The organism is Lactimicrobium massiliense (assembly GCF_900343155.1).
GTDB lineage: Bacteria > Bacillota_I > Bacilli_A > Erysipelotrichales > Erysipelotrichaceae > Bulleidia > Bulleidia massiliensis.
Map to the genome: position 1 here is coordinate 165,623 of NZ_OUNG01000006.1, position 20,883 is coordinate 186,505.

The 20,883-nt window shown below is 48.0% G+C and carries 19 protein-coding genes and 3 tRNA genes; 14 read left to right on the top strand and 8 right to left on the bottom strand.

All coding sequences use genetic code 11. The annotated features are described in order from the left end of the window. Positions 1 to 21 precede the first annotated feature (21 nt). The 4 genes from DHU66_RS11425 (at position 22) to DHU66_RS12285 (ending at position 2,155) form a co-directional block, all read left to right on the top strand. Positions 22 to 378 carry a NusG domain II-containing protein gene (locus tag DHU66_RS11425; RefSeq protein WP_108776067.1) on the top strand — a complete coding sequence of 119 codons (357 nt, stop codon included), beginning with the start codon at positions 22 to 24 and terminating at the stop codon, positions 376 to 378. After that, the gene (locus DHU66_RS11430) at positions 375 to 893 is read left to right on the top strand and encodes a Gx transporter family protein (RefSeq protein ID WP_108776068.1); all 519 of its coding nucleotides are present in this window, start codon (positions 375 to 377) and stop codon (positions 891 to 893) included. The genes DHU66_RS11425 and DHU66_RS11430 overlap by 4 nt, the downstream gene beginning before the upstream one ends. A gap of 78 nt (positions 894 to 971) precedes the next feature. After that, entirely contained in the window at positions 972 to 1,856 is an 885-nt protein-coding gene (locus DHU66_RS11435; protein WP_108776069.1) for a DegV family protein, read from the top strand. A 128-nt stretch (positions 1,857 to 1,984) separates the two neighbouring features. Beyond that, positions 1,985 to 2,155: a hypothetical protein gene (locus tag DHU66_RS12285; protein WP_167836376.1), complete on the top strand. Its 171-nt coding sequence runs from the start codon at positions 1,985 to 1,987 to the stop codon at positions 2,153 to 2,155. Between the two features lie 79 nt (positions 2,156 to 2,234). On the opposite strand, the gene DHU66_RS11440 is transcribed toward DHU66_RS12285, so the two are convergent. Together DHU66_RS11440 and DHU66_RS11445 are read right to left on the bottom strand one after the other, a co-directional pair. Continuing rightward, the gene (locus DHU66_RS11440) at positions 2,235 to 3,287 is read right to left on the bottom strand and encodes an IS1595 family transposase (protein WP_108773885.1); all 1,053 of its coding nucleotides are present in this window, start codon (positions 3,285 to 3,287) and stop codon (positions 2,235 to 2,237) included. Positions 3,288 to 3,431: 144 nt separating this feature from the next. Next, positions 3,432 to 3,505: transfer RNA gene (locus DHU66_RS11445), tRNA-Gly, on the bottom strand. A gap of 76 nt (positions 3,506 to 3,581) precedes the next feature. Between DHU66_RS11445 and DHU66_RS11450 the strand changes: the two genes are divergently transcribed. After that, a complete protein-coding gene (locus DHU66_RS11450) occupies positions 3,582 to 4,652 on the top strand; it encodes an A/G-specific adenine glycosylase (protein WP_245309553.1) in 1,071 nt (356 codons plus the stop codon). On the opposite strand, the gene DHU66_RS11455 is transcribed toward DHU66_RS11450, so the two are convergent. The 4 genes from DHU66_RS11455 to DHU66_RS11470 form a co-directional block, all read right to left on the bottom strand. Beyond that, positions 4,653 to 7,160, bottom strand: coding sequence for a DUF262 domain-containing protein (locus DHU66_RS11455; protein WP_108776070.1), 2,508 nt, complete (start codon positions 7,158 to 7,160; stop codon positions 4,653 to 4,655). Between the two features lie 162 nt (positions 7,161 to 7,322). Beyond that, positions 7,323 to 7,393, bottom strand: a tRNA-Trp gene (locus DHU66_RS11460). Positions 7,394 to 7,401: 8 nt separating this feature from the next. Then, positions 7,402 to 7,478 (bottom strand) — tRNA-Glu (locus tag DHU66_RS11465). A gap of 68 nt (positions 7,479 to 7,546) precedes the next feature. Continuing rightward, on the bottom strand, positions 7,547 to 8,728 hold the full coding sequence (locus DHU66_RS11470) for a ComEC/Rec2 family competence protein (protein WP_108776071.1): 1,182 nt from the start codon (positions 8,726 to 8,728) through the stop codon (positions 7,547 to 7,549). Between the two features lie 131 nt (positions 8,729 to 8,859). Here DHU66_RS11470 and DHU66_RS11475 point away from each other — a divergent pair, with 131 nt between their 5' ends. The 3 genes from DHU66_RS11475 to DHU66_RS11485 are packed head-to-tail and all read left to right on the top strand — an operon-like array spanning position 8,860 to position 11,931. Further along, positions 8,860 to 9,615 (top strand): polyphosphate polymerase domain-containing protein, encoded by a 756-nt coding sequence (locus tag DHU66_RS11475; protein ID WP_108776072.1) that lies wholly within the window; start codon positions 8,860 to 8,862, stop codon positions 9,613 to 9,615. Further along, on the top strand, positions 9,597 to 10,271 hold the full coding sequence (locus DHU66_RS11480; RefSeq protein ID WP_108776073.1) for a DUF4956 domain-containing protein: 675 nt from the start codon (positions 9,597 to 9,599) through the stop codon (positions 10,269 to 10,271). The genes DHU66_RS11475 and DHU66_RS11480 overlap by 19 nt, the downstream gene beginning before the upstream one ends. 1 nt (position 10,272) lies before the next feature. Beyond that, positions 10,273 to 11,931, top strand: coding sequence for a carbohydrate-binding domain-containing protein (locus DHU66_RS11485; protein ID WP_167836377.1), 1,659 nt, complete (start codon positions 10,273 to 10,275; stop codon positions 11,929 to 11,931). On the opposite strand, the gene DHU66_RS11490 is transcribed toward DHU66_RS11485, so the two are convergent. Continuing rightward, positions 11,911 to 12,513, bottom strand: coding sequence for a YitT family protein (locus DHU66_RS11490; RefSeq protein ID WP_108776075.1), 603 nt, complete (start codon positions 12,511 to 12,513; stop codon positions 11,911 to 11,913). The genes DHU66_RS11485 and DHU66_RS11490 overlap by 21 nt on opposite strands. Positions 12,514 to 12,591: 78 nt before the next feature. Between DHU66_RS11490 and DHU66_RS11495 the strand changes: the two genes are divergently transcribed. The 6 genes from DHU66_RS11495 (at position 12,592) to DHU66_RS11520 (ending at position 19,806) form a co-directional block, all read left to right on the top strand. Continuing rightward, positions 12,592 to 13,224, top strand: coding sequence for a Crp/Fnr family transcriptional regulator (locus DHU66_RS11495; RefSeq protein WP_108776076.1), 633 nt, complete (start codon positions 12,592 to 12,594; stop codon positions 13,222 to 13,224). Positions 13,225 to 13,284: 60 nt separating this feature from the next. Then, the gene (locus DHU66_RS11500; protein ID WP_108776077.1) at positions 13,285 to 14,865 is read left to right on the top strand and encodes a glucose-6-phosphate isomerase; all 1,581 of its coding nucleotides are present in this window, start codon (positions 13,285 to 13,287) and stop codon (positions 14,863 to 14,865) included. 166 nt (positions 14,866 to 15,031) lie between these two features. After that, the gene (locus DHU66_RS11505) at positions 15,032 to 16,405 is read left to right on the top strand and encodes a sodium-dependent transporter (protein WP_108776166.1); all 1,374 of its coding nucleotides are present in this window, start codon (positions 15,032 to 15,034) and stop codon (positions 16,403 to 16,405) included. Positions 16,406 to 16,592: 187 nt separating this feature from the next. Further along, positions 16,593 to 17,003: a hypothetical protein gene (locus tag DHU66_RS11510; RefSeq protein ID WP_108776078.1), complete on the top strand. Its 411-nt coding sequence runs from the start codon at positions 16,593 to 16,595 to the stop codon at positions 17,001 to 17,003. A gap of 206 nt (positions 17,004 to 17,209) precedes the next feature. Next, entirely contained in the window at positions 17,210 to 18,586 is a 1,377-nt protein-coding gene (locus DHU66_RS11515) for a dicarboxylate/amino acid:cation symporter (RefSeq protein WP_108776079.1), read from the top strand. 92 nt (positions 18,587 to 18,678) lie between these two features. Beyond that, positions 18,679 to 19,806, top strand: a complete 1,128-nt coding sequence (locus tag DHU66_RS11520; protein ID WP_108776080.1) for a 5-methyltetrahydropteroyltriglutamate--homocysteine S-methyltransferase — start codon at positions 18,679 to 18,681, stop codon at positions 19,804 to 19,806. Between the two features lie 73 nt (positions 19,807 to 19,879). Here the strand turns inward: DHU66_RS11520 and DHU66_RS11525 are convergent, their stop codons facing one another. Next, positions 19,880 to 20,728 carry a Cof-type HAD-IIB family hydrolase gene (locus DHU66_RS11525; RefSeq protein ID WP_167836378.1) on the bottom strand — a complete coding sequence of 283 codons (849 nt, stop codon included), beginning with the start codon at positions 20,726 to 20,728 and terminating at the stop codon, positions 19,880 to 19,882. Between the last annotated feature and the right edge of the window lie 155 nt (positions 20,729 to 20,883).

The following is a 20,883-nucleotide window of genomic DNA, read 5'->3' on the forward strand; positions in this document are numbered from 1 at the left end:
TGTTGGGATATTTAGCAGAATATGAAGAAGAAAGAAATTAAGATTTTAATTGTGCTGGTGGTGGCGGCTGTGGCTGCCCTGGGCATCATCAAACTGATACAGAAGAAAAATGCTGGATCTGGGGTGACGGTTGCGATCTATTACCGCGATCAGATTGTGAAAGAGTTTGATCCTGCCAAGGATGCGGTTTATACCGTTAAAGGTGACTATGGGACCCTGGATGTAGAGGTAAAGGATGACAAGTGGCATGTGACCAATGAAGAGTGCCCGAATCATATCTGCCATCAGATGGGCTGGGTTGGACCTGGCGAATATCTGCCGATCACCTGCCTGCCAAACAACATTGTGGTTGTGCAGGAGGGTTCATCCAGCAAATGAGAAATAACAAGACAAAACACTTTGTCTGGCTGGCACTGCTTTCCGCCATGGCAATCACACTTTCTCTGGTAGAGTCCATCTTCATCGGACCGCTGCTGTTTGGCATTCTGCGCATCGGCCTTGCCAATATCATTGCTCTGATTACCATCAAGCTGCTTGGCGTCAGGGATATGATTATCGTCAATACCATGCGGGTTGTCATATCCACACTGATGCAGGGCACGATCTTTGGCTCGGTATTCTGGATCTCGCTGGGAGGCGTTGTCTTATCCAGCATTGTCCTGATCATCCTGGATCATTTCCATGCGTCTCTGCTGTTTACATCGATTCTGTGTGCCGTTGCCCATTCCTGTGGGCAGGTGATTATTGTGGCTCTGTTCTACATGCAGCCTGGTATTGCCGTTTTACTGCCATATCTGCTGCTGGCATCCATTCCAATGGGAATCATCACCGGCATCATTGCAAAAATGGTACTGGCGAGAATTCATCCCCTGCGCAAAGAAACACTGGCATGAACAGGTGCTTTGACAGCCCTGTTTTTTCTTTTGCAGCCATGGTAAAATACCATCGGCTTGCAAGAAGGGGAGTTAACCATGCGTGATTATGTGATTGCAACTGCATCAACCTGTGATCTGGACCGCACCTGGCTTGATGAACATCAGGTTCCATTTATTTCATATACATTTATTATCGATGATCATTCCTACAATGATGACTGCACAGAGAAAACAAAGGAATTTATTCTGGATCAGATGAAACAGGATAAGCCGGTTTCTACAGCTGCCATTTCTGTATATGCCTATGAGCAGTTCTTTGAGAAGATCCTGCAGCAGGGCAGGGATATTATTTTTCTTGATATGACAAAAGCACTGTCTTCTTCTTTTTCCAATGCTGTCATGGCATCCCGTGATCTGCAGGAAAAATATCCGGACAGAAAGATTGCCGTGATTGATACAAACGCAGTGACACTGATTCTTGGTTTACTTCTGAAAGAGGCAGTTGCCATGCATGAAAGCGGCAGTGATTTTGATGAAGTTGTCAGTTGGATTGAAACAAACAAGAACAACTTTGTCGGCCGTTTCATGGTCAATGATCTCAAGTGGCTGCGCCACGGCGGCAGGCTTTCCAATGCGTCTGCCATTGTTGGATCTCTGCTTTCCATCAAGCCGCTGATCATCGTGGATGATGATGGTAAACTTGTTGCTTATAACAAGATCAGAGGCAGACAGAAATGCCTGCACACCCTGATTGAGGATGTCGCAAAATCTATGACAGATGAGACGCCAAAGCATGAAACGGCATTGATCTTCTCTGGTGAAAAGGAAGACGGTGAGGCATTCCGTCAGGAATTCATGGCTGCTTATCCGGATCTGCACAATGTTGGACTGTACAGACTTGGCCCGGTGATCATGGGACATATCGGACCTGGCTTTCTGGCTGTTGTCATCTATGGAAAGGGCAGAGAACCGAAAGCCTGAGCTGTGGCTGCACAGCTTTTTATTTTTGTATATGATGCAGACATTTGCACATAGATGGCTGATTGAAAACAATACGTCTGCCCGCTATGATTATTTCGAAGACAGATGTCTTGAAGGAGGACGCAAAGGTGAAGATTATTATTGATGCAGTCAGCGAACTGGCCAAGATCAGCTGGAACAAACTGAAGCCTACCGAAAAGGCACTGTTGGCCGCAACTTCTGCAACACTGGTTCTGGCGATGGTCAGCTATGGGATGTCATCCCGCCAGCAGAAAAAACAACGGCTGATGCATCCATGAAGAGAAACCGCAGATGCGGTTTTTTAAGTTGAACGCTATTTTCAAAGATTTAGTTGATGAGGCTGTAAACACCAAAATATCATGAGCTATATGCCTCATAGAGGTTAATTGGCATTTTAAGCTTTGGGATCTCCGCACAGGTAAATGGAATCTGTTCAAACATTGTTTCCATGTATGCTTCTGATTTCCATTTGCGCATGTCCAGCCTGTACTTTAAATATTTCTTCATGACGATCCAATTCAAATAACCCTGGAGATGTCTTGTGCTGATACCATGTTTCTGCCTGATCATGTTTTTTAGCTCAGAGTGAAGCTCGTTTACTTCAGATACTGTATTGCCCTTTGGTGTTAAATAACCGTTAGATGGAATAATGTCACTGTTGAAGTGATTATCGCCCACGAAAGTTTGAATGCTATGGCTGTCATCACTGATAATTGTTGAATGCGCTGCGAAGTGAGAGCTGTATTGATTCAGAATTTCTGCACTCTCTCTGCCTAATCCTCCAATTTTAAAGAGAATATTGTCATGCTCATCAATAGCTGTTACCAGGCAGATCTTGTGATGGCTGGTGCCAGGTAAAGCACGCTTGGTTGAATGACGGCGATGCTTTCCACGCTGTTTGCTGAATCTTGGCATTTTATCCTTCCTGGTCCCTTTCAGGTTGATTTTGGTATAAGTAGGATCCAATTCAACATTTCCACTTAAGACCACATTATTCTGAATCTTTGCTGCAGCCTGATATAACTTGTGACGCATGTTGAAGCAGGTAGTAACTGATAAGCCTGTAGCTACACTCTGCTGAGTCAGAGTCATTCCGTTAAGCTCGCCAGAGATAAAAGTAGTCCAGATATCAAAGCTTGTTCTGGAATGAGTAAACATCGTACCTGTTGTTGCCATAAAAACAGATTTGCATTTTTTACATCTGTATTTCTGACGATTATGTGGGTTAAAGCCATTCTTAACAAAGTGAGTTGAACCACAATGAGGACATTTCTCAACATGCAAAGAGAGATTCTCGTAATTTGTTGTCGTACAGTTTACTTTCTCTCTGAATAGCTTTTCTAAACCAACACGAATGAATTCAATTTCGACAGGAGATAAAGAATTCAGGAAATTCTGATTAACGAGCATATCATCACCTCAACTGAAGTCATGATAAGTTATAGATATTAACTTGATGTACTTGTTCGGGTACATCAACTATTTATTTGAAAATAGCGAAGTTGAAAAAAAAGAAAAACCGGATCATGAGATCTGTCACCATCCGGTATTCTATGGAGCAGACGACGGGAATCGGACCCGCGTATTCAGCTTGGGAAGCTGACATTCTACCATTGAATTACGTCTGCGTATATATTGATTATAGCGAAAAGCACCGTACTTGGAAACATGAAGTTTTCTGACGGGATTTGCTACAATAGAGCCATGTTTGAAATGAAACTAACAGATGCCGTCAATCTGGCAGACTGGTATCAGACACATAAGCGGAATCTGCCATGGCGTGATACAGGAAATCCTTATCATGTATGGGTAAGTGAGATCATGCTGCAGCAGACCCGCATTGAAGCAGTAAAGCCAAAGTATGAGCACTTCATGCAGGAACTGCCGGATATTGCTTCGCTGGCTGCATGTCCTGAAGACAGACTGATGAAACTGTGGGAAGGACTTGGCTATTATGCCAGAGCCAGAAATCTGCAGAAATGCGCGATTGTATTGATGAGGGATTTTCATGGCGAACTTCCTGCGGATGAGGATGCTTTGAAGCATCTGCCTGGCATCGGCCCCTATACAGCAGGGGCCATTGCTTCGATCAGCTTTGGCATTGGTGTTCCCGCGGTGGATGGCAACGTGCTGCGTGTTTTATCGCGCTATGTTGAAAACGAAGAAGATGTCCGCCTGCCATCTGTCCGCCAGGAAGCTGAAAAAGCCATCAGGACGGTCTTTGAACAGGATCATGATCCATCCTTTGTCAAAGCATTCAATCAGGGATTGATGGAGCTTGGTGAAACGATATGCACACCCAATGGCACACCATCCTGTTCCCATTGCCCGCTTTGTATGTCCTGCCTTGCCAGCAGCCATGGCAGCTGGGATCGTATTCCGTACCGTTCTTCATTAAAAGACAGAAGGATTGTGGAACGGACACTGTATATCATCAAAGACGGCCAGCGCTTTCTGCTGCATAAGCGCCCCAAAAGAGGACTGCTGGCAGGTCTGTATGAGTTCCCGGCCATGGATGGCTTTGCGGATGAAAAGAAGATCCTGCACCAGGTGGAGACACTTGGCTTTGCGCCCGTCCATATCCGTGCACTGCCTGAGGCCAGGCATGTCTTTACCCATCTGGAATGGCATATGCATGCCTGGGAAATTCAATGCGCACAGGCGGATCTTGCTTTGCCATCTGACTGGATTCTGGTTACAAAAAAGGAACTGGCAAACTGTGCCGTTCCTTCCGCATTCAAAACATATCTTGACTGGTATTCACTGCACGGCTAGTCAGCTGCCCTGACCGGCAAACCGGGTGATCGCAACTGTCTGCTTTTCACTGAGAGAATGTGCAGACTGCGGGGCAAAGCCGCGGTTGTTCCGGCGGCGGGAAGAAGAACGATTCCCAGCTTTTCCTGAAACCCGATGGTTTGCCTGTGCACCTGGCTTTTTAGAAGAAGCTGCTTTCACAGATGCAGATCTGTGCTTTGTGTTCCCTGCATGGGTGCCGGTCTTTGCCTTTGTGTTTGTATGGGCATGTCCAGACGCATTTTGATGTGCGGCTTTCTTTACCGGCTTTGCATCTGCAGGCCGGCTTTTCTTTTCACCATGTGCATGTTTACCGTGTGCATCCGCTGTATGTGTACTGCGGTGATGCACCGGTTTTCTGTTCTGTTTGTGTTCCTGTTTTTCAGGATTTGTTTTCTTCTGTATATCTTCCGTATTAAATGCCTCCTTTTTTCGTTTGACTGCTTCGGCAAGCTCCTTGCTTGTGCCGCCGATCCTTCTGCCATCCTCATAGGTCCATGCGGATGTATTTTCGCCGCCTCGATGCATCAGAAACTGCGCTGCTTCATTCAGGCTGGCAAATTCTGCATTCTGTACAAAGTGCGCCATACCGCTGTCATCTTCACTGACGATGCCTCTTGCCAGGAAATCATCATACATTCTGTGCATGCGGCGCATATCCCGCTGGCCATAGGCTTTGAACACAGTACCAGGCAGCACTTCAATATTCATGCTGTGATGAAAGATTGCCCGGGCATTGGCACTGGGTGAGGAGAGCACCAGGACATCATCCTCGGTACGCTCATCCTGACGTACATTTTCCTCCTCATACGGATAAATCGCAATGATGCGTTCAGCCAGTTCATCACACCGTTTCAGAATCGTATCCTTATTCCAGACAGGAGACTGCAGGATCTCCGTATTCATACGGATATGCATTGTCTTTCCAAGAATTTTCTTCTTGTAGGCAAAGTCTTCATTGCCCATGCGGGTATTGTCATCCTGGGCACACAGAGTCAGATTGCCGATCAGATTGGCATAGAACGCATATTCATCCTCATTTGCCGTACCCGCATGTTTTTTCCACCAGGCATTAGGATGCTGCGGCATGATATGCTCAATATTCAGGCTGGATGTATCGACCTTCACACTGGCACCATCCTGTTCAATGCGTTCAAGCACCGGCCGCAGGACCATCAGAGAATAGGCATTGATTTCTCTCAACTGTACCCTGAGCTGTTCGTCAGTAGGCATCACATTGGCATTGGAACGGTTATAAGTCACAAGATCATTGACCGTAATAGCATGGAAGTCACCATGTGTTTTTGTAAATGTGCGCATCACACTGCGCAGCAGGATCGGAAAATAGCGGCCAAGCTGTGAGTTGTCCATGCCGCATAATGCTCTTCTGGTCAGATAAGAGTCTATCAGGCGTACCGTTCTGGCAAAAGCAGATTCCGGAATCTGATTCTGCAGATACAGGCGTGCTGCTTCCATCAGAAAGGGAGCAGGCAGACGGGAGGCAGAAACGCGGAATGCAGCACAGGCCGCCTCTGCTTCCTTTCCTTCCATTTCGCCGTGATAAATCCGATCATAGTAGCCTGCATAGCGGTTGATCTCCTGCAGCAGATTTTCTGTGGATTCCTTTCTGCTGTGCCAGTACTGCTTGAACCCTTCATAGACATCTTTCCTGGACAGCAGGCTGTATGTCTTGATGGCAAGATAATAGCGGAAGAACTCTTCCAGACGTCTGGAATCCGTAAACTGCTGCTCCAGCGGCTGCCAGTACATCCTGTACAGCCGTTCCTGCAGGTCATCCGGATGATTCATCAGAATATAATTGCGGATCAGATCGGCAGATGTCAGCGGGGCACCAGCCGCATTGATGGACTCAAAGATCTGCTGGGCATTGTCTCCGGCAGAAAGGGGAAACTCCAGAATGTCGACACGGGACAGCGTATCCAGAATCTGCTGCAGAGAATATATCTCGGCAAGTTTTCTGATCCGCCGGCAGATATATTCATAGTTGCGGTATACATACGTGTCTTTATCGTGCTGGCTGAAAGAGTCCACATTGCCATAGACAAGCCTGGCATACACATCATCACTTGATACTGCCGGCTTCAGCCGCAGTGCTGCATTCTGCGGTGCATGCTTGTTAAACAGATAGTAGTCATCAATGATGCCGGCTGTCTCTTCATCGTTCTTTTCCAGAGCGGTTTTCTTTAGAGCCAGCAGAAAGATAAACGCAGTTGTCAGACGCTGCTGGCCGTCCACAATCTGCAATTGCCGGAATACACCGGAAAGACTTGTTTCCATGTAGATGATGATGCCAAGAAAATGGGATGCATTTGTCTGCACCAGAAGATCCTGGATATCATCCATAAAGCGTGCTGTTTCCTTTTCAGGATTCCACGCATAATTGCGCTGATACACAGGAATCACAAACTGTGAACCCATGTTCGCTTTAATAAAGTCAGAGAGATTGCCTCTGACAGGCTGTTTTTGCATTGTTGAAATTACCTCGCGATCAGAGTATTCAAATGGCAGTATAGCGAAGTGAATCTCTGTCTTTTCTTATTTATCAAACAGATTGCATGATGCCGTGGTACATCTGCAATCGTATCTTACATACTAAAATGAGAAGGCACCACTACAATGCCTTCTCATTAGCAGGGGTAGAGAGAATCGAACTCCCATCAACGGTTTTGGAGACCGATGTACTACCATTGTACGATACCCCTATTAAAAATGGTGACGAGTACGGGATTCGGACCCGTGAATGCCGCCGTGAAAGGGCGGTGTGTTAAGCCGCTTCACCAACTCGCCACACAAATGGTGCTCATTGATAGTAACATACGCTCCGATCAGATGCAAGATTTATTTTTTCATCCCGATCACGGATTGCACAGCGCACATGGCGTATAGCCCATCTGGATCAATTCATCCCGGCTCTGCCTGCTTTCCTGCCTGTTCTTCTCTTTCATCTTTTTGACAGCAGAACAGCCCGGACGGTGAAACTCCTTTGTGGAAGTGTTCAGGATATAGTAAGTCTCAGCATTTGTGGACGTATCAGTCTGCGCAGCCTGTGTACTCTGTGTTTGCTGTTCTTCGGTCTGACCTGGTGTCCAGTTGGTATCCGGATCACATGAGAACCAATAGTTTGTACCATTGCTGTAAACCGTTACTTCACCCTGATCATCTGTACGGAAGATCTGGGCACCGTGATCTTTGAATACCTGCAGTGCCTGGGCAGAAGGGTGGCCATAGCTGTTGCCCTTGCCGCAGCTGATCCAGACATAGGAAGGAGAAACCGCACTGACAAAGGCATCAGAGCTGGAAGTGGAGGAGCCATGGTGGCCTGCTGCATACACATCCGATTTCAGGGTATAGCCAGATGAAACCATATCTGCTTCCTCTTCTGCTTCGGCATCACCGGTGATGATCATGGAAAAGCCGCCATAGGCAATGCGGATGGCAATGGATTTGTTGTTGTCCGATGGCAGGGACATGTCGATCGGGCCAACGACTTGAAAGCTTGCATTGCCAAGTGCATAGGCCTGCCCGGGTTCCGGATGAACGGTGTTGATGCCCTGGGATGCCTGCACAAAGGAATTGTAGATTTTGGAATCCGAGGTTGTATCCGGACACAGAATCGTATTCACGGAAGCGGTATGAAGAACGCCTACCAGGCCGGCAATATGATCCTCATCGTAGTGTGAAGCAATCATATAATCCAGCGAAGTGATATTGTGCTGTTTCAGCCAGGCGACCACATAGGATGAGCGGCTGCGCGGGCCGCCGTCAAACAGCATGGTATGTCCATCAGCCTGAATCAGGATGGACAAGCCCTGATGTACATCCAGCATCACTGCTTCAAACCCGGCATCATCCGTACTTTCCAAGGCAATAGCCGCAGAGGCTTGTGCAGATGATGAAGAAACAGGGACAGATGCGGAAGGAACTGCTGAGGAAGCAGATGGTGCAGAAACAGCTGATGTACCTGCGGCAGTACAGCCGAACAAGAAAAGAGAAAGTGTACAGAAGACACCGACAAGTTTCTGATATAGATTACGCATGACGTGACAGAATCCTCTCTTGACACTGCCATGATAACATTGCTGGTTTCCAACTTCAGGCAATCTTCACTTGTCCAACAGACAGTTAACAAAAACTTTACGTATATTTTCTTTGTCCAGGAGGAAGAAAGATGATGAAAGAAACAGAAACATTCCTGCGTACAGAAGAAAAATTTGATCTGACAGAGGAGCAGGCCGCAATATTTCTTGATGAAATCAAGTCACACATCGTGCCGGATGTCTATCCCAGCTATACACTGCATTCTCTGTATTATGACACGGAAAATTATGCGATGATTTCCCACTGCCTGAATCATCCCCTGTACCGCGAGAAGCTGCGCCTGCGCAGCTATGGCGATCCCACAGAAGGAGGGGCTGTCTATGTGGAAATCAAGAAGAAGTACCATGGTCTTGGCCAGAAACGGCGGATTGCCGTTCCGTATCACAAAGGCATGGAACATGAGAATCTCTTTGAACATCTGCCATCTTCACAGATTTCCAGAGAAATTGCCAGCACGGCATCAAGATATGATCTTTCTCCAGCTGTCTTTGTTGCCTATGACCGACAGGCCTTTGCGGACCAGACCGGCATGATCCGACTGACCCTTGACCGCAATCTGACTTTCCGTACAAACCAGCTTTCTCTGTATAACGAAGGCACATCACACCATCTGCTGCATGCTCCGGAAGTGCTGATGGAAATCAAGCTGGCATGCAGCTATCCGATCTGGCTTGTCGAAGCCCTGACGTCTATGCACATCTACCCATCCAGCTTTTCAAAATATGGTGAAATCTTTACCCAGCTCAATCAGTACCATACACCGCTGCATGCCCAGAAAGGCAGCTATCACAGCAAGGAGGAAACCGTATGTTCAGTTCAGTATTGATCGGTGCCGTATCCGGCATGACATTTGCCCAGATTGCCATGTGTGCCTCTGGTGCACTTGCCTGCGGATTACTGATTGGTATTCTCTATCATCACTATGCCAGAGTTACCCGTGCCTTTACCACTACCGTGATTCTGATGCCGCTATTGGTCATGGCTGTCATCATCCTGGTCAATGGAAACCTCGGTGTCGGCGTTGCCGTCGCGGGCAGCTTCTCGCTGGTGCGTTTCCGTTCTGTACCCGGCAAGGCAAGCGATATTGGTGTGATCTTTCTGACCGTGGCGGCAGGACTTGCCTGCGGCATGGGTTACATCACCTTTGCATTCATGATCACAGCAATTGCCTGTACAGCAGGTATGATTGCCATTCACTTCCCATTCCTGCAGCCGGATGCCCAGATGCGCTATATCACAATTCAGATTCCGGAAGATCTTAACTATGGATCTGCTTTTCAGGATATCTTTGACACCTATACATCCTCTGCCACTTTGCAGGATGTCAGAACTGTCCGCATGGGCATGCTGTATGAGCTGCATTACACCGCCATTCTGAAAGATCCAGCCAAGGAGCAGGAAATGATCAATGCCATCCGCACCCGCAATGGCAATCTGACCGTGCGTGTCAGCCTGCAGTCTGACAATGCCAATGAGCTGTGATATGAAGAAAGAGAAAATCTGGATGATTGGTGCAGCCGGCATTCTGGCGGGCTGCTCTGCTTCTTCTGCTGTTTCTGCATCTTCGGCATCTGCCGGCATCCAGGCAGAAATAGTTCTGTCAGATGACGGCTGCACCACCACGGCATCTGCCGGTGTATCTATTGCCGGATCCACCATTACGATCTCTGTGCCGGGAACGTACACAGTCTCAGGCTCTTTGCAAGATGGCCAGATCGTTGTCAATACAGTTTCCAAAGGTGAAGTTGTGCTGGTGCTGGAAGGTATTTCTCTGACATCATCTGATGGCCCTGCCATCATTGTGACCCAGGCAGATGAGACCGTGATTACGGCAAGCGAAGGCAGTGAGAATATGATTGCGTCTACCGGAACTGACAGTGAGGACCATGATGCCGCAATCTATGCCAAAGATGACCTGGTGCTTGACGGCAGTGGCTCGTTGAATATCAGTGCTGACGGAGATGCCATTCACGGCAATGATACGGTGACTGTTTCTGATGTGACCTTGAATCTTCATGTCGGAGATGATGGCATTCAGGGACATGAGCTGGTGGAGGCTGACAATGCCGTGATAACAGTAGATGCGGGATCAGATGGCATCAAGGCTGGCAATGATGAAGGTGAAGGCGATATTGTCCTGACAGATGATACCGTATCGATCACTGCCGATGATGATGGTATGCAGGCTGAAAAGGATATCACGCTCAGCGGCGGGACACTGACTGTATCTGCCGGCAGTACGCTGTCTTTGACAGCATCTTCCGATGATGCGTCATCCTCAAACCATGGCATGAATGCAAATGGAGATATAACCGTATCTTCGGCATCAGTGAATCTGAATGCAAAAGATGACGCGATTCATGCCGCTGGCAGTATCACGCTGGACAGTGAGATACAGATATCCTGTCAGGATGATGGTGTTCACAGTGACAGTGATCTGACCATCAATGGCGGTGCGATCAATATCACATCCAGCTATGAGGGTCTTGAAGCAAAGAATCTGGTGATTACAGACGGTACGATTCAGATTGTGTCATCAGATGATGGAATCAATACATCTGCAGGTACATCCGATGGCATGCAGGCAGATGACAGCTGGCTCTCGATCCAGGGCGGCACGACAACCATCGATGCCGGAGGTGATGGCATCGATCTCAATGGCAGCGGTGAAATGACAGGCGGCACAGTGACCGTCTATGGACCGCAGGATGATGGCAATGGCGCTCTGGATTATGCAGGCACTTTTGAAGTCAGCAGCGGCAATCTGATCGCTGGCGGCTCATCAGGCATGATGCAGATACCTTCGGATGATTCAAGCCTTGCCACACTGGTGGCAGGCGCTTCCTCAAACGGCGAAGACATCATTGTCAAAGATGCATCCGGCAATGAGATCCTGCGCTATTCATCTACAAAGACTTATGCCGCTGTCAGCTTCACAAGCGATCAGTTGACAGTTGGCAATACATACAGCGTCTATCAGGGTGATGAGCTGCTTGGCAGTGTCACGCTGGCATCTGGAGAAAACATGGTCGGCACGATCAACAGCCGCGGTATGGGCGGCGGCAATCCAAGCGGTGGTGGCGGCATGATGCCGGGAAACCGTCCTGATCAGAATCAGTCTTCAGATTCCTCTGGAGTTTAACAGAGCATGTTCTGCACATGCTCTTTTTTCGATGGAGACATGCAGGCAGATGGTGGAAACAATCCATGCTGCAAGACTGACCAGAATTCCCGGCAGCAGTTTCGCGAGGCTTTCAGTGTTGGCGCACATGATGATGGTATCCATGCCATACATGATCATGGTTGGGGAATGTCCGGTTTTTCTCCAGACGATGGTGCCAAGTACATCAAAGCCGCAGGAGCTTGCGTTGGCCGCAAGGATCATTGCTGAGCCAAGGCCCAGCAGGATACCGCCATTGATGGCGTTCAGCCAGTCTGAAAGAACAATCGGAAAATAAGAGAACAGAGTCAGAAATGGCGTGAAGCAGATGACGGACAGAAGGGTGCGCATGGCAAAAGATCTGCCCAGGACAATTCTGCCGATCAGAAAGAATGTCACATTGACGATCAGCACCAGCGTGTGCAGGGGCAGTGATGTCAGGTTTGCTATTACCAGAGCAAGACCGGTCATGCCACCGCATGCAATACCGGCAGGCAGAATAAACATTCCGAATGCCATTGCTGTCAAAGCTGTTCCTGTTACTGTCATTACAATCCGTTTCATGTCGTCTTCCTCCTTTTGACAGGATGCATTGTGACAAAAAGATTAGATGTTAACTGTAGCCTGTGCTACATTTTAAGCATGGATACTTTGATCGATGAAGATTACTTTGATGATCTGCGCAGATGCGGAAATGTTCGATTGTTTCATGAGAATGAGCCAGTCTATCTGCAGCAGGAAAAAGCAGATCATATCTATGTCATCATTTCAGGCAGAGTCAGAATCTATGCAGTCTCGGCAAATGGCAGTGAAGTGAATCTGGAAGTGCTGCGCAAAGGAAGGATCTTCACAGATGCCTCCTTTATGACCAATGCGGTATACATGGTGTCTGCCCGGGCAGTGGTGCCAAGTGAGATTCTGGTGACAAATGCCGCAGAGATGGTGCCGGCACTGATGCAGAATGCAAAGCTGCTGCAGCAGGTGCTTTCTTATCTCAGCAGTACCTGCAAAGTACTGACCAGAAAGATTCTGCGTTCCACATTCCTGGATGCACCGCACAGCCTTGCGGATCTTCTGCTGGAACTGTCTGAAAACAGTCTTTCTATCCCGTATACCCATGAACATCTGGCGGCTGAATCCGGCATGAACCGGGTGACCATCAGCCGGATTCTTGCTGATTTCCGGAGCCGGGGCTGGATCAATTACAGCTATGGCGTGATCACGATAAAACAAAGAAAGATCCTGCAGGACTATGTGGATGCCGTTACAAAATAAGTGGACAAGCCGGGCTAAAATACTATGATTATATAGGTAATCCTAAAGGAGGAGCATAAGATGGTTAACTGGAAAAATCTCGATGAGCTGGCATCTTTCAAAGCACTGAAAGAGCTGCCGGCTGTTGATCTGAAGACAGAAATGACAGGTGAAAAGGGCGCCGAAAGAGTCAAGGCATACACAGTGCCGATGGCAGAAGGACTGTCCTATAATTTTGCTGCAAAGGCTGTCAATGATGATGTTCTTGCTGCACTGCAGAAGCTTGCGGATGAGGCACAGCTGGAAGACAAGTTTGCCGAACTTTACAATGGCGGCATGGTTAATACCGGTGAAAAGAGATATGTTCTGCATCATCTGTGCAGAGGCCAGCTTGGCAATGATGTCATTGCGGATGGTCAGAACAAGAGAGAGTTCTATGTAGAACAGCAGAACCGTATCGCTGCTTTTGCAAAGAAGGTATACAGCGGCGAGATTGCCAATGAGAAGGGTGAGAAGTTCACAACCGTTGTGCAGATCGGCATCGGCGGATCTGACCTTGGTCCAAGAGCCATGTATCTGGCATTGGAGAACTGGGCAAAGGCAAATGGAAAGCTCAAGATGAATGCAAAGTTCATCTCCAATGTTGACCCGGATGATGCAGCAGCTGTTTTGAACAGCACCGATGTTGCCCATGCTCTGTTCATCCTTGTTTCCAAGAGCGGCACAACGCTTGAGACACTGACAAACGAGACCTTTGTCAAGAATGCGCTCAAAAAAGAGGGACTGGATCCTTCCAAGCATATGATTGCCGTCACTTCCGAGGCTTCTCCGCTTGCCCATAACGAAGGCTATCTGGATGCATTCTATATGGATAATTATATTGGCGGCAGATATTCTTCTTCCAGTGCCGTCGGCGGTGCTGTTCTTTCCCTCGCCTTTGGCCCGGAAACCTTCGCTGAATTCCTGGAAGGTATGGCAGCAGAAGACAAGACCGCAAAGGAAACAGATATCCGCAAGAACCCGGCAATGCTCGATGCTTTGATCGGTGTCTATGAAAGAAATGTGCTGAACTATGAATGCACAGCTGTTCTGCCGTATTCACAGGCACTGAGCAGATTCCCGGCTCATCTGCAGCAGCTTGACATGGAATCCAATGGCAAGTCTGTCAACCGTTTTGGTGAACCGATGAATTACAAGACCGGCCCGATCCTCTTTGGTGAGCCAGGCACAAACGGCCAGCATTCTTTCTACCAGCTGCTTCATCAGGGAACCAACATCGTTCCGCTGCAGTTTGTCGGCTTCCGCAAGAACCAGTGCGGTATGGATGATGTTATTGAGGGCTCCACTTCCCAGGCAAAGCTGTGCGCCAATGTGGCTGCTCAGATCGTTGCCTTCGCAACCGGCAAGGATGATGAAAATCCGAACAAGAGATTTGCCGGCAACAGACCTTCTTCCATCATTATCGGCGATCAGCTGACACCAAGAACACTTGGCGCTCTGCTTGCCCACTTTGAAAACAAGGTCATGTTCCAGGGATTTGCCTGGAATGTCAATTCCTTCGATCAGGAAGGCGTCCAGCTTGGCAAAGTGCTTGCCAAGAAGGTGCTTGCCCACCAGACAGATGGTGCGCTTGCTGCCTACAGCGATCTGCTGAACATCTAACGAAATCAGCCCGGAATTCCGGGCTTTTTTGTTGGAAACCAAATGTATAAAAGGACAGTTTTGCTATAATATTATACTATCGTATAAAAAGCTGTTTTCATGTTCATTCAGGACACTGATGGTGAACACAGGCCTTTTTATGCGGTTTGATTTGGGAAAATTGAAGATGGAAGAAAAGAAGAGAAGTTCATTTACAGGAAAACTTGGCTATGTCCTGTCAGCGGCAGGTGCTTCGGTGGGACTTGGTAATATCTGGCGTTTTCCTTACCTTGCAGCAAAATATGGCGGCGGCATCTTCCTGCTGGTCTATATCTGTCTGGCATTAACATTTGGCTATACCATGATTATTTCGGAAACAGCCATCGGCAGAATCAGCGGCAAGAGTCCGGTGTCCGCTTTCCAGCATTTTGGAAAAAGCCTTGCCATTAAATTCGGCGGCTGGATCAATGCCATTATTCCGATGCTGATTGTGCCGTATTACAGCGTTATTGGCGGCTGGGTATGCAAGTACCTGTTCAACTATCTCATCGGCAAAGATGCTGTGCTGGCAGATTCAGGCTATTTCAGCAGTTTCATCACCAATGGCACGGAAGTCACATTCTGGTTTGTACTGTTCTCTGCCATGACACTGCTTGTGATCTTTATGGGTGTACAGAACGGCATCGAGAAAGTATCCAAGATCATGATGCCGGTATTGGTCATCCTGGCCGTGCTTGTTGCCATCTATTCGATGACAAGACCAGGTGCACTTGCAGGTGTGAAGTATCTTCTGGTACCGGATTTTTCACGCTTTTCATGGATGACTGTTGTCGCTGCTCTTGGCCAGATGTTCTACTCACTTTCCATTGCTATGGGCATTCTGATCACCTTTGGCTCTTATATGAAGAAAGATACAGATATGGAAGTTTCCTCTTTACAGGTGGAACTGACAGATACCGTTGTTGCCGTATTGGCAGGTCTGATGGTTATTCCGGCTGTGTTTGCCTTCTCCGGCGGCAATACAAAGGAAATTCTGCAGTCCGGTCCATCACTCATGTTTGTGACACTGCCGCAGGTGTTTGCCAGCATGAAGGCTGGACGCCTGATCGGTTTCATGTTCTTTCTGCTTGTATTGTTTGCGGCACTGACAAGTTCCATTGCTCTGACAGAATCTGTTGTGTCAACTTTTGAGGATGAAGCAGGCTGGAGCCGCAAAAAGGGCACCGTTATCATGGCATTCATTCAGTTTGGACTTGGCATTCTGTCATGTCTTGGCTTTGGGCCGCTGGCAAACATTCAGATTCTGCATATGGACCTCCTCGATTTCTTTGATTTCCTGACAAATTCCATCATGATGCCGGTAGCCGCGATCTGCACATGCGTACTTGTGCTGCGCCATGTCGGCCTGAAAGCAATTGAACAGGAAGTCATATACATTGGATCATCCAGATTCAGACTGCGCAGAATCTATGCATTCGTCCTGAAATATCTTTCTATCATCTTTGTCGTGATTATTCTGCTGTCCTCGATTCTGAGTGCACTTGGTGTCATCAGGATCTGATTGTTTTAATACATAAGTTAGCATTATATTGCTAATCATCATCAAAAAACAGTATTAATCGATATAAATAGCAGGGTACTTAGCACCTATAAGCATAAGGTATGCGCTTACATAGCCGGATTTTTCTTTTTCTTTTCTTTTTCTTGATGCTTTATGGTAAAACCTTGTGGCGGAGGAACTAAAGAAGATGAAGTATACAGAAACATATTGCGGACCGATGTGCTATGTGAAGTTTGATGATGCCATTGTGTCTGGAGATTCACTGGAAGAGAAGGCAGCGGCTGCAGCTTCCTGGCTGAGCAGCCTGATTGCCAATGAAGATATTGGTGCCAAGAGTGTTCATGTTTATACCGGCAGCAAACGTTCAGATGTACGTATGGTTGTCCCTGGATCCACGGTGTCCCTGCAGGATATGAAGGGCATGGATGATCCCGAATTGTCCATGATTGTGATGATCGCAGCACCGGAAGTGCTGAATGGAGAAGAGATCTGCGTCTCTGTCAGTATGGATGATATGCGTCCGGAGATTATCTTGAACCAGGAAGCCTGCGGTAAATATGCCAAGCAGCGCTTTGTGCAGGAAGTTCTGGAGGACTGAAAAAATTAAATTTGTGGTTGACCAGATAACGTACCGGGAGTAGGATAAATCCCGGTAAAGAAAAGACATGCTTTTAAGATAGTACAGAGAGACTATGAAGGCTTGTTGTGATCCTGGACGGGATTGTATGCATGGGTGACCTGCAGCTGACATGTGCTCTCTGACATGTCAGCTGTTTTTTCTTCCGGTAAGGAGACAGAAGGAAAATGAAAAAGGGAACTGAGAAGCTTACGAAACGTATGATGGCTGCCCTGGCAGCCGGCCTGCTCTTCGGCATTGCGATGATTGCCCTGCGTGAAACACTGAAGGGAAATGGCCACGAAGCCATCTGGAATGTTCTGAACAAAGTTCTGTTTGCGGATATTTCAGCAGAAGGCAACGAACATGCCATTGGTCTGTTATACATCATTGGACAGTTGTTTGTCAGATCACTGCAGCTGGTCATCGTACCGATGGTATTCACAAGCATCGTGCTGGCCATGATCCGCATCAAGGATGCCAGCAAGCTTGGCCGCATATCCCGCCGTACCATTGGCTACTTCCTGTTAACAACTGTCATTGCCATTCTGCTTGCGTCCACAGTCGGCATGGGGGCATACAATGCCGGCCTGTTCAACCAGAGCGCCGCAGCGGCTATAGACAGTACGCAGGGTACAGAGGCTGCTAATCCGCTGATGATCATCATCAATGCTGTGCCGAACAACCTCGCATCTGCCTTCACCAATAACGGCGGCGTGCTTGCCATCGTTGTAGTAGCCGTCATGTGCGGCCTTGCTGTCAACAAGCTGCGTGACAAAGTCACAGCACTGCCCAAGCTCTGTGAAGAAGTCAGTGACATCATCACAGTTGTACTGACCTTCATCGTGAACCGCCTCGGTCCGGTTGCCATCTTCTGCCTGATTTCCAGAACATGCGCATCCTACGGCATTTCCTACCTCAAACCGGCTATGGCCTATGTCCTGCTCACCGTCGCGCTCCTGCTGATTGTGCTGCTGTTTGGCTACGGACTGTTTGTACGCATCACAACCGGCGTCAAAGCATCCGTCTTCCAGAAACGCATTGCCAAGGTTGCACTGTTCGGCTTCTCCACATCTTCCTCAGCCGCAACACTGCCGCTGAACATGAAGACAGCCACGGAAGAGCTTGGCGTACCGTCTGAAATCGCAAGCTTCGTACTGCCGCTTGGCATGACCGTCAATATGGACGGCACCGCGGTCATGCAGGTTATTGCCACACTGTTCATCGCCGGTGTCAGCGGCTACCACATCACGATGCCGACTCTGATTCTGATCGGCCTGTTGGCCATTGTTGCAAGCGTCGGCACACCGGCTGCCCCGGGTGCTGGTGCCGTGATCCTGTTCACCATCCTCTCCGGTGTCGGCATCAACAACGACATGGCGCTGATGACATACTCCCTCATCCTGGCAATCAACAGACCGATTGAAATGCTGGTTACATCACTGAATGTCGTCAGTGATACAGCCTGCGCAATGGCAGTAGCCAAGAATGAAAATTGCCTGGATACAGAATCTCTGATGGATACAGAAGAGATGCCTGCTGCCCAGACACATGAGCCGAAGTAATAGAAAAAAGCTATTGCTGAAAACAAAATAATCATATTAGATGCCTCATCAACACTTCGCTACAATGGCTGAGAAAGATGAGGCGTTTTTATATGACAAATACGATTCGGGCACCATGGCGGTACGATTTTGTCGGCAGTTTTCTAAGACCGGCATATCTCAAGGAAGCCAGAGAACAGAAAGCAAAAGGGCAGATCAGTGAAGAACAACTGACAGAAGCAGAAAACAAAGCAATTGAGGATCTGATTGCCAAAGAAAAGAAAGCAGGATTCCACATTCTGACGGATGGTGAATTCCGCCGTTCGGCATGGCATCTTGACTTCATGTGGGGGTTTGACGGCATCACGCATGCGCCAACCAAGACCGGTCTTCCTTTTGCCGGCGAGGCAGCGATGATTGATGATACCTGGGTAACGGGGAAGATTGCTTACAAGGGACATCATCCATTTCTGGATCATTTCCGTTTTGTGGATGAGCGCACTGATGAAAATACAGCAGCCAAGCTGACCATTCCGGCACCGGCACAGTTTCTGGAACAGTTTGATATGCCTTTTGCAAAGAAAACAACAAGCCGTGTTTATCCGGATGAGAAAGATCTGATCCATGATATCGTGGAAGCATATGCAGCATTCATTGGAGATCTGTACAAAGAAGGCTGCCGCAATCTGCAGCTGGATGACTGTTCATGGGGACTGCTGGCAGATCCAAGACGTTATCAGTTCTTTGATACGGATGATGCAGGCATTGAAGAAATCAAGGAGCGCTATCTGGATATTAATAATGCTGTCATTGCCAGAGCACCAGAGGATCTGACCATTAATACTCATGTATGCCGCGGCAACTTCCATTCCACATATGCTGCCGCCGGAGGCTATGACAGCATCGCATCCTTCCTGTTTGCCCGTGAGAACGTCAATGCCTTCTATCTGGAATATGATACAGAAAGAGCAGGCGGTTTTGAGCCATTGCGCCAGGTACCGAAAGATAAAAAGGTCGTGCTTGGCCTGATCACAACAAAGTCCGGTGAACTGGAAGATCCGGATCTGATCAAGCGCAGAATCCGCCAGGCCTCAGCCTTCATTGATCTGGACCGTCTGTGCCTGTCTCCACAGTGCGGCTTTGCGTCCTGTGAGATTGGCAACAAACTTTCTGAACAGCAGGAGTGGGACAAGCTTGCTCTGGTGAAAAAGATTGCTGAGGATGTCTGGAAGGACGCCTGAAGATAAAATAAAACGATCTGGCACAGATGGTTTGCATCAATTGACCGCTGTGCAACAGATCGCTTTTTTTCTTTTACTTCCAGCCTTTTTCCTTGATGTAATGATCGAACATATAGTGACCGACACCGCCGTCTTCACAGTCATATTCCGTCACTGCATCCGCACATGCCTTGGTGCCATCGGAGCCATTCTTTAAGCAGACACCCCAGCCGGCATCCTTCAGCATGGCATCATCATTCTCATTGTCACCAAACGCAATGATTTCACCCATGTCGAAATTGTTCCAGCTGGCATAGCGCTGCAGGCCTTTGCCTTTATCAATACCCTTGTGCATGATCTCCACCGTTCCTGGATAGGTGCCGAAGATCTGATAATTATCACCAAACTTTTCCAGAAAGCGGCTGCGGATGAGATGGTCATAGGCAGGTTCAGCACGGAACAGGAACTTGAATGTCGGCTTTTCACAGAAGCCATCAATATCATCGGTCTTATCAATGAAGTGGAAGCCGTGGCGCTGGGCAGATTCCATCAGCTCACCGCCGATGTACATGGCATTGTGATTGCCGCCGCCTTCCGCATTGACGGCAATCTTGTACTTGTCAATCAGCGGCAGCATCCAGTGCAGGATGGCCTTCATCTCATCGATGCTGAGATAATCTGTCTGCCAGCTCTTGTTCTGCAGGCGGTCAAATACCATGCCGCCATTCATGCCGACAATATAATCAAACTCAAAGCCAAGTCCCCAGTTTCTGCCGGTGTTTTTCAGCTTTTCATCAATTTCTCTTCCTGTTGCCAGGCCAAGCTTTACACCATGCTTGTGGAGAATCTGAAATGCTTCAATAGTAACTTCCGGAAGATCACCGCCCTTGGCAGTCAGGGTCATATCAATGTCTGCTGCCAGTGCCTTGATATTGTTAATCATACTCTCAATCCACCTCTTTTTAACTATATTAACTGCCATCAATCATATCATTTTTCCCATTGCTTTGCGGGGAAAAGCATGGACACTTATACGCTTCTGTAATGTTCAATCCAACTCTTTTCAACGTCTTAATGCAATCTTAATGCCGTCGGTGT